Source organism: Vibrio sp. 1457 (assembly GCF_033340195.1).
Lineage (GTDB): Bacteria > Pseudomonadota > Gammaproteobacteria > Enterobacterales > Vibrionaceae > Vibrio > Vibrio alginolyticus.
On sequence record NZ_JAWOWA010000009.1, the window covers coordinates 24788 to 37971 of the forward strand.

Sequence of the window (13184 nt, forward strand, 5' to 3'; positions counted from 1 at the left end):
ACTCAGCCCCAATCATTGGGGCTTTTTTATTCCACTCGGCACAAATTAATTGCCATTAACCGCTTTGCGAAATAGCAATAATGCGTTTTATCAGCTCGTCGGGTTCCATCTTGGGATTGCGGTAAAAACGGAAGATTTCCGAGTTTATCGCTTGCTGAGCAACCGGATTGACCGCCATTGAATCAATCATACTCGGCACAGCGAGGTTGTGTTTAACGCCGTAGTGAAAGTCTTGATATGACTGGACCTGACACGGATTAAAATCGCTGATGTCGATATCGGTACGCACCGGAATCGAGCCTTTTACCTTATTGAACTTAGCTTGAAACTCGACGTCTGCCAGCGCGCTTGCGGTTTGCTGAGCCGCCTCGGCAGAAAACGACTTGCTCGACATAAACACCAAGCTGTCCATGTTGTAGAGGAATACACCATCGCTGTCCGGCGTTGGGTAACAGCCGACCTCTTGCGGAACCGAGACTTGATTGACGAGCAGCTCACCTAATATCCAATCACCGCCGATTTGAAACAGTGCTTGACCGTCGGCTAACGCTTGGGTAGCGGTATCCCACTTACTGTCGGGTAATTGGTTGTCGATCAACAAACTGAGGCGACGAAATTGCGTCAACGCTTGGCGCAGGGTGTCGCTGTCGATGCTGTCGCGTTCTAGTTTGACCATCGCATTGGTGTAGAACTCAACGCCGCCAGTGGAGATCACTAAGTTCTCGAAAAGTTGGGCGACTTGCCACGGCTGCTCACCGACCGCGATCGGTACAATGCCATTTTGCTTCGCAAGCTCCATGGCGGCGAACATATCTTGCCAGTTTTTCGGCGCGGATAGATTCAGTTGTTTAAGCAGCTTGTGGTTGACCCACAGCCAGTTCAAACGGTGCAGCGTAAGTGGCAGGGCGATGTAGCCGTTTTGTGTTTTATTGATTTCGATAGATAGCGGGTAGAGCACCTCGTCCCAGCGCTGCTCATCGGCAACTGCGTTGACGTTGTGCAAAATACCGATGGCATCCCATGCTTTAATACTTGGCCCTTCGATTTGCGCGAAGCTTGGTGGATTGCCCGCCAGCGCGCGAGCTTGCAGTACCGTCATCGCACTGTCTCCACCACCGCCTAACACCGGGCTTTGCAGCAGCTCTATATCGTGCTGTTTTAGCTGAGCTTTAAGTGTTTGCAGCGCTTGCTGCTCGCCGTCAGAAGTCCACCAATGTAAAAACTCTACCCCTTGTGGCGACTCAGCGCGAGCGACGCAAGGGGCGAGCAACAGTGGGAACAAGAATGCCAGTTTGTTCATAGTCAGTCTCTCGGGAAAGTCAGTGTGGCGCAGAGGCCGCCAAACTGAGAATGGCTCAGCAACAAGTTGCCGCCATGAGCCTTTGCAATACTCTGTGAAATGGTTAACCCCAGCCCGCTGCCTTCTTTATCGTTGCTAGCGCGGAAGTATGGCTGGCAGAGCTTTTCAAGTAATAAATCGTCAACACCGTCACCGTGATCTTCAATTTCAATCTGGATCGACTCTGGGCTTTCACTCAGCGTAATGTCCGCTTGATGGCCGTATTTGAGCGCGTTATCGACCAGATTCTGAATGCAGCGCTTAATCGCTAACGGTTTACCAGCAAAGTGGGTGCGGATTTCACCGTGGATGCGAATTGTGTCCGGCGCATCGGCGATATTGGCGGAAATGTGCTGAATCAGTTGGGTGAAATTGATCGGCTCGATTTCCTCGTGGATATCGGTCTCTTTAATGCATTGCAATGCGCCTTTGACCATCAAATCTAGGTCGTTACTCAGGCGGATAAAGCGTTCTCGGTCGGCGTCGTCATCCAGCATTTCCGCCCGTAGTTTTAGGCAGGCTATTGGCGTTTTCAGATCGTGGGAGATGGCACTGAACAGCATCTCGCGGTCTTTAATGTGGCTGTCGATGCGTCGATTCATTTTGTTAAACGCACGTACCGCTGCTTTCAGTTCGTTGCTGCCTCGCTCAGAGACTTCGGGCACGTCTAATCGGCTCGACATCAGGGTTGCGGCTTTTGCCAGCTCTCGAATGGGTTGAATTTCTTTGCGAACGATAAACCAGGTACACAGCAAGAGCATTAGTGCGGACAGCAATAGCGTCAGCCATTGGCGCAGCTCAAAATAGTTAGTCTCTAGGTTGATGTAAGGCGCGGGTAGCACCGCCGCGAGATAAAACCATTCGTTCTGTGCGACTTCGACTTGCATCACCAGAATAGGCGGATTGAGGTCACCAAACGAAAGCGAATAATGCGCCCACAATAGCGGCAGTTCGTCGATAGGTAGCTCGTTGTTGAACACTTTGAGTTTGTCGCGCTGGGTGAACTCCACCTCGATATTAGGAATGCCGCTCAGCTCGCTTTCTAATACCTCGCGAACTTGGTTGATGACCAACGTTTTGCGCTCGCTCTCTGGCAGTGGGTCGACGTCAATCTGGTGATTGTTGAGTGAGACGAAAAAGCGCGTACCACCCATGTTGCGTAGTTGATTGAGCACCAAGTGGCGATATTCCGAAGGGAGGGTTTGAAAGAAGGCGATGGTAGAAGAAGCGCTCAATGCTAAGCTTTTGACTGTCGTGGTCAGGCCTTCTTTATCGCGTTCGCTGGCGTGTTGATACCAGATAATCCCGGATAATACCTGCGCCAGAATGATCACCAGCAACAAGAACACACTGGTGCGAACGACCAGTGATCCCGTCCAGCGTTTAATTCTCATAATGCACGTCCGTGGTCAGCATGTAGCCTTTGTTGCGCACCGTTAGGATCAGCGAACGGTCTTTATCTTCAAGGTGATGACGCAAGCGGCTGATCTGCACGTCAATGCCGCGTTCAAACGGGTCTGCATCGCGTCCCCAGATCTCGCGCGCAATGTCATCGCGAGACAATATGGATTGCGCGTGGTTGACGAATAAACCGAGCAGCGACAAATCCGCGCCACTCAGTTGCTTAACCTCGCGGCTAGCAACGTGGGTCAGTTGCCGGGTTACGGTATCTAATAACCAATCGTCAAAACGCACTTTACGCGTCAGTTTGCTATTGGCGGTCGATTGGCTGCGTCTCAGAATGGTTTTGATGCGCGCGAGCAGTTCACGCGGACTGAATGATTTGGTGATGTAGTCATCGGCGCCCATTTCTAGCCCTGCGACTCGGTCGGCTTCTTCAGTGACGGCGGTCAGCATGATGATCGGGATATCGGAGTTTTTGCGCAGTTTCTGGCACAGGGTAAAACCGTCTTCACCGGGCATCATAATATCGAGGATGATCAAATCAGGATGGTGATCGTTGAGCAGTTGCCACATCACGCCGCCGTTTTCTGCGCAAAGCACTTCAAACCCTGCGCGACCAAGGTAATCTGACAATGCTTCGCGAAGGTCGAGGTTGTCATCGACGACCAGTATCTGCTTGTTTTCCATCCTACTTTCCCTGTGTCCGTCCCTGTGCCTGCCCCTGAGTTTGGCGCTGGCCAATATGATGCATTCTTAAACGCACATTCACAATCGAGCCGATTGCAATTTTACTTCTCGGTGTAAGAGATTTGTAAGCGGCCACTTACAAACTGATTGCCTTTTGTAACCTTAGGCGCCGCCTTGCTCGCTATGATCATCCTGACCTTACGTGAAACAACATGACCTGAAGGAATCAGGTCCTACAACACTGGCATTCGTCAGGAGGAAACCATGTTTGCAAGTATATTTGGACAACTACAAAAAATAGGGCGGTCGTTGATGCTGCCTGTGGCGGTGTTACCGGTGGCTGGCTTGATGCTGGGTATTGGTAACGCGGGGTTTGCGTTTATTCCAGACACGGTCAACAAAGTGATGCTCGCCGCCGGTGAAGGCATGTTCGGCAACATGCAGTTGATGTTTGCGGTCGGTGTGGCGCTCGGGTTGTCAAAAGGCAATGACGGTGCCGCTGCGCTCGCAGGCTTAGTTGGCCTAATTATTATGAACGCATCGCTCGGTATTGTGACAGGTCTGCGCGGCTTAGAAACTGATGCTACCATCATGGGCGTTGAGACGCTGCAAACCGGGGTGTTTGGCGGCATCTTTATCGGTGCGGTCGCGGCAATCATGTACAACCGCTTCTACAATATCAAACTGCCGGAGTATTTGGGCTTCTTCGCGGGTAAGCGATTTGTGCCCATTGTCACCGGTTTATCGGCGATCGTCGTTGGTGCGATTCTCGCGTTTGCATGGCCACCTGTCGGACAACTTCTTGATGCATTCTCTCATTGGGCAGCGTACCAAAACCCTGTACTTGCGTGGGCGGTTTACGGCGCGGGCGAACGTTCATTACTCCCTGTTGGTTTGCACCACATCTGGAATGCGCCGTTCTTCTTCGAAGTTGGCAGCTATGTAGACCCAGAAACCGGCAAAGAGTTTACTGGTGAGCTCACTCGCTTCTTCGCGGGCGATAAAACCGCAGGTTATCTGTCTGGTGGCTTTATGTACTCCATGTGGGCGCTCCCAGCAGCGGCACTGGCGATTTACCACTGCGCGTCTCCAGAGCGCAAGAAAATCGTCGGCGGTTTGATGATGTCTGCGGCGTTGACCTCGTGGTTAACTGGTATCACTGAGCCAATCGAATTTACTTTCCTATTCGTCGCGCCAGTGCTGTACGTGATCCATATTTTCCTTACCGGTATTGCGTTTGCGATCACCGCGTTTTTGGAAATCAAACACAGTACGGACTTTGCGCACGGCGCGATCCAGTTCTTCCTTTACTACCCAATGTCGACCAACGCGTGGATGTTCATCATCATCGGTCCAATCTGGGCGACGCTGTACTACGGTTTGTTCCGCTTCCTAATTGTGAAGTTGGATCTAAAAACGCCGGGTCGCGAAACCGACACTGCAGAAGTGAAGATTGCCGGACAGCCTGATGAAATCGCGGTGGATGTAGTAGCGGCATTGGGCGGCAAAGCCAATATCAAGTCAGTCGATGCGTGTATCACTCGTCTGCGCGTATCGGTGAAAAACATTGCTAACGTTGATGTTGCTAAGCTAAAAGCACTTGGCGCGCGAGATGTATTAGTGATTGGCGACAGTTTACAAGCGATTTTCGGTACGCAGTCTGACTCAATTAAGTCAGAAGTGCACAGCGTACTCGCCACCTCCTGATCTTATCTACCCCCAGTCTAGGTAAGATTTGCCAACCTCCTTGTGAGGTTGGCTTTTTCGTTTTCGGAGGTAAAAAAGCGAAGCCAATAACCAGCCCTACTTCGCCGCCGCGTGGGTTAAATTGCCCAGCACGCCGCTGATTTTGTTCAATACCTCGTCACAGCCTTCAATATGATGGCGCTGCTTTAAATACATAGGATCGTTATAAGCTAACCACGTTTTGCCTTCATCATCTTCATACACCAACACTTTTTGGGGTAAATCTAGCGCCACTTCCTGCGCACAGATCATCAGTGGTGTGCCCACTTTAGGGTTCCCAAACACGATAACTTCAGTTGGTCGCAACGTCATATCGACTTTCACGGCGTTCTCTTGATGGTTAATGTGCGCAAAGACGTTCAATCCTTTTTCTTGCGCGATAGCGACAAATTTATCCGCCGTATCTTTTGCTGAATGCGTGCTCGCAACGGTTACCACACCCTCACCAGCTAACGCACTCAATGACGTCAACGCCACTACCAACCCGATGGTTACTTTTTTCATTTGTCGTCCCTTCCTCTCTCTGAGTAGAAAACTAAATATAGAAAAACCAAGTGTAGGAAAACTATAGAAGTCAGATTCCGCTATGGCGAATTGCACTCTACCCACTCAAGAGTCGACCGTGTAACACGGATAAATTGATTCAGATTAATAAAGCATTAACTAGCCGAGCATCAAAAGCGTGAAATACGTAACATTTGCAGCCTATTTTAGTAAGAAAGAGAAAAGTAGTGACACGCGATCAATTTGAGTTATTAGCACCCGGTGGTGATTTAGATTCCATCAAAGCCGCCATTGCCGCTGGCGCCGATGCAATTTACTGTGGGCTCGACCGCTTCAATGCTCGTAACCGAGCGACCAACCTCACCTTAGATAACTTAAATGGCGTGTTAACGTTGGCCCATCAGCACAGCTGTAAGATTTTCCTAACGTTGAATGTGCTGATTTTAGAAAGTGAAATTCCAGCGATTGTTCGCTTGCTCAGCCAACTGAACACCACCAAAATCGATGGCGTGATCGTACAAGATCTCGGTCTGGCCTACATTCTCAAACATCACTTTCCCGATTTGGATGTGCACGCTTCAACGCAACTGAACACGCATAACGAAGGCCAAATCCTCTTTCTCAACCAGCTCACCGCAAGCCGAGTAAACTTATCTCGCGAACTTAACATCAGTGAGATAAAACATCTGGCGCAATTTGGTCGCGAGCACAACGTAATGATGGAAGTGTTTGTCCACGGCTCATACTGCATCGGATTCTCCGGAATTTGCTACATCAGTTCCGCTCGCAATGGCGCATCAGGTAACCGTGGACGCTGTAGCCAACCTTGTCGCGAACAGTACGAAACGACCAAAACAGGCAACAACTACCCACTCAATATGAAAGACAACTCCGCCTTTGGGGACTTGGAAGCGCTTGCCGATGCTGGCGTGTATTCATTAAAAGTGGAAGGGCGAATCAAGAAATCGCACTACGTCTATACCGTGGTCGACAATTGGCGCCAGCAAATCGATCGCTTGTGCGAGGGTTTGGAACTCTCTGAAGACACCACAGAGTTATACACGGTGTTCAACCGTGATTTCTCCAACGCATTTTTGCAAGGTGATTTCGGCAAGGCGATGTACATCGACAACCCGCGCGACCATGCTGTAAAGCATTTTTCGAAGGTTTACCAATGCCAGTCTGCTGATGATGTACAAGCGGTGAAAAAGAAACTCTACGATGACAAAACCGCGATCATTGAGAAAGTGGCAGAGCAAACTAAGTCGTTCGATGTCACTTCAACACAAGTATCCGGCAGCAGCTTGAAAGGGTCGATTGATGTGCCAACTCTGCCAACGTTACCTCAACCAGAACCTCGCCAAGGTGCGCCAAAATTATCGGTTCTGATCTCGTCAGCACAAGAAGCCATGCTGTGCGAATACCACGACGTTGATGTTTACTATCAATTGCCAATGGGATTGTCTGGTGAACTGAGCGCGATGATTGAATTGTTCCAAGCCAACCCAATGCTCAAACCTTGGTTCCCAGCCATTTTGATTGGCGAAGACTACCACGCCGCGCGCGTATTTTTGGAAACCATCCAACCTGAGTTGTTGATCACCAACAACTCAGGTGTCGGCATGATCGCAAAAGAGCTCGGCTTAGGCTGGGTGGCAGGCCCACAACTGAACACGGTGAACTCATACGCGTTTAAATGCCTTCAAGACGAGTTCGCGGCAAGTGGCGCGTTTGTTTCTAACGAGCTGAATATGAAGCAGGTGCGTCACATAAAGCGTCCGAAAAACATGCGCAGCTTCTACAGCATTTATCACCCGAACACTCTACTCACGAGCCGCCAATGTTTGTTTCAACAAACCGAAGGATGCCGTAAGGTGAAGGTCAACAAAAGTTGTTTGAAACGCTGTGATAAACGCACGTCTATCATCAACTTAAAAGACAATCCTTACTTGGTGCAAAAACAAAAAGGCAGCCACAATTCAATCTACAGCGAGCACAACATCTTAAACCTGCAAGTGCTGCACGATCTGCCGCAATTGTTTACCGATGTGTTGATCGATCTGCGTGATATCCAGACCGAAACGAAAGTCTCAGCAAGCAAACCTGAGTTGATTGACGCGTTCTTAGCTCTACTTGAAGAACACAGCGAACAAACCGTCCAAACGCTGAATGCCATGATTCAACCAACAGCCAACGCGCAGTATTTAAAGGGGTTGTAGGAGTTACTTGAAAGTTAAACAACGCATCGACTCTCAACATATCTTGAACACACACAGTGCACTGACTACAATAGCGCACTTTTTACGGAATTTAGGTCACACAAAATGACAGACACAGCTAAACCAGCTCTACCAGATCGCCTAGCGGGTAACCCACGTAGCCCATTCTTCATCAAAGAATGCTTCGAGCACCAAATCGGTATTCGTATCAACGGCCAAGAGCGTACTGACGTAGAAGAATACTGCATCAGCGAAGGTTGGGTAAAAATTGCTTCTCCTAAAGCAAAAGACCGTTTCGGTAACCCAATGCTAATCAAGCTTAAAGGCGAAGTTGAAGCGTACTACGTGTAAGCTGACCACGCTGAATGTATTTGAAAGCTCGAGTTTGACTCGGGCTTTTTTAATGCCTGTCATATCCCTTCCTCATTTAATCTCTTCCCTCTTCTTTTCAGTACAAGTTATTAAGAAATCGATGTAAATCGCTGTTTTTATCTGATTGTTGTCTAAAGTTTCTAAAGAACGAACTGCAATAGCGATTGCCAAAAGAAACGACACCTTTTTAATACAGGGAGAGGAAATGGAAAGCCCACTTGTCACACTCAAACACGCCAGCAAAAGCTTTGTTGATGGTAAAGAGACACATCGCGTGTTGGAAGGCGTCGACTTCACGTTGAACACAGGAGCGAGTGTTGCGCTGACAGGCGCAAGTGGCAGCGGCAAAAGTACTTTACTCAATGTCATCGCTGGCTTTGAGCCACTTTCCGACGGCGAGTTGTGGTTAGATGGTGATAACACAGCGGCTTGGAAAGACCCACAATGGAGCCGATTTCGACACCAAAAACTCGGTGTTATCTTCCAGCAATTCAACCTATTAACGCCACTCAACGTGCAGCAAAACATCGCCTTCCCTCTGCATTTGAATCAACAGAAATGGAACGACTGGTGCGATTATTTGGTCGAGACTCTGAGCATCAGCCAACTGCTCGATAGACATGTTTCTGCCCTTTCCGGTGGTCAACAACAACGAGTCGCTATTGCGCGCGCCTTAGCACACAAACCTAAACTGCTACTTGCTGATGAACCCACAGGTAACCTCGACCAAAAAGCGGGGTTAGAAGTGATGAAGCTACTCAGTGAAATCACCACCCAAGGCAATACGGCAGTGCTGTTAGTCACCCACAGCCCTGAATGCGCTGAGTTTATGAAAACACGGCTGCGATTGGATAACAGTCAGCTACAGAACAGCCATCAAGTAAACAAACATGAGCTTCACCATGAAGCAAACTAAGCCATCAAACAACAGATTCACTCATACTCGACTCGCCCTGAATCTGTTTGCAGCGCACTATCGGCAGGCGCCACTGCAAGCCGCCGCGATTCTGATCGGTATCGTGTTGGCTGTGACCTTATTCGTTGCGGTGCAAGCCATCAACCTCAATGCCAAACGAAGTTATGCGGAATCTACCGAGCAGCTTAGCGCACAAGCTCAGAACTTAATTATTCCACCAGCAGGGCAAAACTATCTGCCCGAGTCTCTTTATTTCACCCTTAGACAAAACGGGCTCAGTGCAGCACTACCTGTAATCGAAGGGCGAGTGAGAGACGAACAAGGGCGTCGCTGGTCAGTGCAAGGTAGTGAGTTGATTGCCGCAATTTCCTCACGTTCGCGCTATTCGTCAGAAAACCAACAAAACGTGTCTTTGTTCGACAGTGCTTTACCTTTACCTGAGCTTTTGGCCGGTAAGCCGATCGTGATGATGAGCCAATCTCAACATCAAAACTTAGGGGAAGTAGAAACCCTAACTCTGGATGACATTCCAACCCAAGTGGTGGTGCTACCAGACGAATGGCAGTTAGGTAGCCGAATGTTGATGGACATTGGCTTTGCCCAGCAACTGCTCAATAAACAAGGGCAGCTCAGTTACATTGCAGTTTTCCATTCGGGTGATAAAGGGGATAAAGACACGCAGGCAAATTGGCAGAAGCTGATTAGCGATCAAGGGCAATGGATTTCCAATAACCAAAGTACAGACCTTGGTTCGCTGACCGACAGCTTTCACCTCAACCTCACCGCAATGAGCTTACTCGCGTTTTTATTCGGGCTGTTCATCGCTTACAACGGCGTAAAGTACAGCTTGCTGAAACGCAATCGGCTGTTAGTGCAAATTCAACAAGCGGGTGTTGCGCCGAGCATTGTGTTCTCTGCGCTGTTAGTTGAACTCACTATTCTCGTTACCATCGGTGCTTCCCTCGGTTTTGTCTTGGGCATGCAGCTTAGCCATTGGTTGCACCCGACCGTGGCGCTGACATTAGAACAACTTTATGGCGCGACACTGCTGCCCGGCACTTGGCAGTGGCAATGGTGGGCGCAAGCCCTGCTGCTCACGTTAGCCGCCACCCTGTTGGCGTGTTGGCAGCACTTTAAACAGCGAGTGCGCCAGCCGCTCTCCTCTCATGGCGGATTTTATCAAGCACCTGAAGCTTCTAACGAAAACCAATTGTTCGTGATAGGTGCTGCGTTGACGACTCTCGCACTCGCAGGGTTATGGCTGAGTGAGCATCACCGCTTCACCATGGCGTGGCTCGGCGTGCTTGTGGTGTCGATTCCTTTGTACCTACCCAAAACACTCAGCGTGTTAGCCAATTGGTGTGAAAAGCGCACCAATTCCGGTTTGATGCAGTATCTGTTTGCTGAGCTGCGCGAGCTGATTTCTCCGCTTTCTCTCGCCATGATGGCGCTGCTACTCGCCGTTACTGCCAATATGGGGATGAACACGCTAGTTGGCAGCTTTGAATCCACCCTAAAACAGTGGTTAGAACAAAGGCTACACGCCGACATTTACGTCAGCCCTGCCCAAGGAGAAATCGCTGATGTAGAGCGAACATTAGGGCAGTTCGACAAGGTTGAGACCGTCTACAAGCAATACTACGTCGACGATAATCTGCAAGGCTTACCGATTTTGCTTGGCACCAAAGACAAAGACACCTTAGAGCAAACCATGGTGTTCAAATCGCATTTGGAGAACTTCTGGCCGCGCTTTTACCAAGGTGAGTTAGTCGCTATCAGTGAGCCAACCGCGGTCAAACTGGGTTTATCACTGGGTAGCGAGCTCACGCTTGATGCCGTTCCAAATAAGAACCTACTTGTGGGCGCGGTATTCCATGATTACGGCTCACCCAACGGTGAAGTCTTATTAGCACCAAAGTTATGGCAAGAGAGCGGGTTTACCGACCTGCCAACAAGCCTCGGCATTAAAGTCTCGGGTGACCCACAAATCGTCTACGAGCAACTGCGCGAGCAATTGAATCTGCATCCAAGTCAGCTCTACGATCAGGCGCAAATCAAATCCATCGCGTTGGATATATTCTCGCAGACCTTCGCCATTACGCGTGCGCTCAACGGCGTGACGTTGATGGTCGCGGTGATTGGCTTGTTCAGTGCTTGTTTTATGTTGCTCGACGCGCGCAAAGCCGCCATTGCAAGGCTGTACGCACTTGGTGTTAGTCGTCGCAAATTAATGACCATGGTGGTCGGACAGATCGTTGCTTTGGTCAGTTTTACTCTGGTTATCGCCCTGCCCCTCGGAGCCATGGTGGGTTATGTGCTGACAGACATCGTCACCCTACGCGCTTTTGGTTGGAGCTTAAATTATCTGTGGAATTGGAGTGATGCCCTCAGCATTGCGGCGATCACCATCTTGGTGGCAGTGATTGCAACCTTGATTCCACTGTGGCGATTGGTCAGCAAGCCTGTCGTGTCCAGTTTGCAAAGCGAGGTGTTGTGATGGTTCGATTGGCAAGCAAACTTACTCTACTTATAAGCAGCTTATTCCTGTTCGGTTGTGAAGACCCCCAACAAAAAAATATGGGCACGTTGCTGGGAAGCGGAGATACGCAAAGCGAGAGCAACCTATTCACTCCCGTAGAAAAAGGGATTGAACTCACCTTCCCAGCAGACCATCAAGCGCACCCAAACTTTCGTCATGAATGGTGGTACTTAACCGCTAACGTAATTGATGAAGATGGCAACCCACTTGGCGTTCAATGGACACAATTTCGCTTTGCTGCTGCGCCGCCAACGGACGAAGATGACGTGAAGAAAACCGAGTGGCAAGCTCAACAAATCTACATGGCGCACAGCGCAGTCACGACCGCGGACAAACACTACGCCGATGAAAAATGGTCGCGCGATCAAACATCCCTCGCTGGCGTCGACACTTCACCATTTCGAGTTTATCTCGATGATTGGCAGTGGACCTCTTCAACCAACGACCTCTTCCCTGCCACATTGAAGGCGAACTCCGAACAGTTTGGCTATGCGCTGACCCTTACCAGCAGCGCACCTTATCAAAAGCAAGGCGAGCAAGGGTACAGCACCAAAAGTGCCGATGGTCAGGTGGCTTCGTATTATTACAGCCAACCGTTTATTGAAGTCTCCGGTGAGGTCACTATCGACGGAGAAACCCATCAAGTATCCGGCAAAGGTTGGATAGATCGAGAGTGGAGCTCGCAATTCTTACTCGACTCACAACAAGGCTGGGACTGGTTTGCCTTAAGGTTGAGTGACGAGACCAGTTTGGTGGTGTTCCAATTGCGGGATTCTAAAACCGGAGCAGCCGGTTACTCCAGCGCAAGGCTGATGCAGCAAGATGGCTCTGGTATCGCTATCCCACAAAAAGACATTCAGTTAAAGGCGACCAAGCAAACAGAAATCCAAGGGCGAAAGTATCCAACCCAGTGGCAAGTGTCGATTCCTAACCAGCAAATCGAGCTTACGGTTTCGGCACTCAACCCGAGCGCGAAAATGCCACTTTCGGTGCCTTACTGGGAAGGTCCAGTGCGAATTAAGGGCTCTCATTCTGGGACTGGTTATATGGAACTAACGGGGTATTGAAAAGTTGAGTGATTACCCCAATTATTCAGCTAGTACAAACACAGGTAACCGAGTGATACACTGCACCTCAGTGTCATCCAATGAATGATTATAAGGAAATGCGATGAACCCGATTATTGCGCTGCTAAAAGAGAACAACATCAGCGATGAGCAAATCAACGAGATTTTTCAGACTCTGACGCAAAACCCTCTAGCGGCAATGGCAACAATCAGCCAACTAGGTTTGCCACAAGACAAGCTACAAATGCTGATGGCGCAAGTGATGCAAAACCCTGCGCTAATTAAAGAAGCCGTAGACGAGTTGGGATTGGATTTCTCAAAGGTTGAAGAAGCAAAAGAGAAGCTTCAAAGCCAAAACCAAGGCAACTAAGTCTTAGCCATTTAGCGCTGA

General features: G+C 49.5%; 11 protein-coding genes. 7 read left to right on the forward strand and 4 right to left on the reverse strand.

The window, feature by feature from the left end:
• Window positions 1–55: 55 nt before the first annotated feature.
• The 3 genes from R7Z41_RS11460 to R7Z41_RS11470 are packed head-to-tail and all read right to left on the reverse strand — an operon-like array spanning window position 56 to window position 3430.
• A complete protein-coding gene (locus R7Z41_RS11460) occupies window positions 56–1300 on the reverse strand; it encodes an ABC transporter substrate-binding protein (RefSeq protein WP_225477256.1) in 1245 nt (414 codons plus the stop codon).
• A gap of 2 nt (window positions 1301–1302) precedes the next feature.
• Window positions 1303–2733, reverse strand: a complete 1431-nt coding sequence (locus R7Z41_RS11465) for an ATP-binding protein (protein ID WP_017634508.1) — start codon at window positions 2731–2733, stop codon at window positions 1303–1305.
• Entirely contained in the window at window positions 2723–3430 is a 708-nt protein-coding gene (locus tag R7Z41_RS11470; RefSeq protein WP_005383484.1) for a response regulator, read from the reverse strand. The genes R7Z41_RS11465 and R7Z41_RS11470 overlap by 11 nt, the downstream gene beginning before the upstream one ends.
• A 264-nt stretch (window positions 3431–3694) precedes the next feature.
• On the opposite strand from R7Z41_RS11470, the gene ptsG reads away from it, so the two are divergent.
• Complete coding sequence (gene ptsG, locus R7Z41_RS11475; protein WP_213914717.1) at window positions 3695–5137, forward strand: glucose-specific PTS transporter subunit IIBC; 1443 nt, start codon at window positions 3695–3697, stop codon at window positions 5135–5137.
• Window positions 5138–5233: 96 nt separating this feature from the next.
• Here the strand turns inward: ptsG and R7Z41_RS11480 are convergent, their stop codons facing one another.
• Window positions 5234–5680, reverse strand: a complete 447-nt coding sequence (locus tag R7Z41_RS11480) for a DUF302 domain-containing protein (protein ID WP_206953091.1) — start codon at window positions 5678–5680, stop codon at window positions 5234–5236.
• A gap of 227 nt (window positions 5681–5907) precedes the next feature.
• On the opposite strand from R7Z41_RS11480, the gene R7Z41_RS11485 reads away from it, so the two are divergent.
• From R7Z41_RS11485 to R7Z41_RS11510, 6 genes are all read left to right on the forward strand, one after another.
• Window positions 5908–7899 (forward strand): U32 family peptidase, encoded by a 1992-nt coding sequence (locus R7Z41_RS11485; protein ID WP_005374691.1) that lies wholly within the window; start codon window positions 5908–5910, stop codon window positions 7897–7899.
• A gap of 105 nt (window positions 7900–8004) precedes the next feature.
• The gene (locus R7Z41_RS11490) at window positions 8005–8250 is read left to right on the forward strand and encodes a DUF3297 family protein (RefSeq protein WP_005374689.1); all 246 of its coding nucleotides are present in this window, start codon (window positions 8005–8007) and stop codon (window positions 8248–8250) included.
• Window positions 8251–8476: 226 nt separating this feature from the next.
• Window positions 8477–9187, forward strand: a complete 711-nt coding sequence (locus R7Z41_RS11495) for an ABC transporter ATP-binding protein (RefSeq protein ID WP_064355001.1) — start codon at window positions 8477–8479, stop codon at window positions 9185–9187.
• Window positions 9174–11684 (forward strand): ABC transporter permease, encoded by a 2511-nt coding sequence (locus R7Z41_RS11500; RefSeq protein ID WP_225477254.1) that lies wholly within the window; start codon window positions 9174–9176, stop codon window positions 11682–11684. The genes R7Z41_RS11495 and R7Z41_RS11500 overlap by 14 nt, the downstream gene beginning before the upstream one ends.
• Window positions 11684–12793: a lipocalin-like domain-containing protein gene (locus R7Z41_RS11505; RefSeq protein WP_065275543.1), complete on the forward strand. Its 1110-nt coding sequence runs from the start codon at window positions 11684–11686 to the stop codon at window positions 12791–12793. The genes R7Z41_RS11500 and R7Z41_RS11505 overlap by 1 nt, the downstream gene beginning before the upstream one ends.
• A gap of 103 nt (window positions 12794–12896) precedes the next feature.
• Window positions 12897–13163: a DUF2999 family protein gene (locus tag R7Z41_RS11510; RefSeq protein ID WP_004746427.1), complete on the forward strand. Its 267-nt coding sequence runs from the start codon at window positions 12897–12899 to the stop codon at window positions 13161–13163.
• The last annotated feature ends 21 nt before the right edge of the window (window positions 13164–13184 follow it).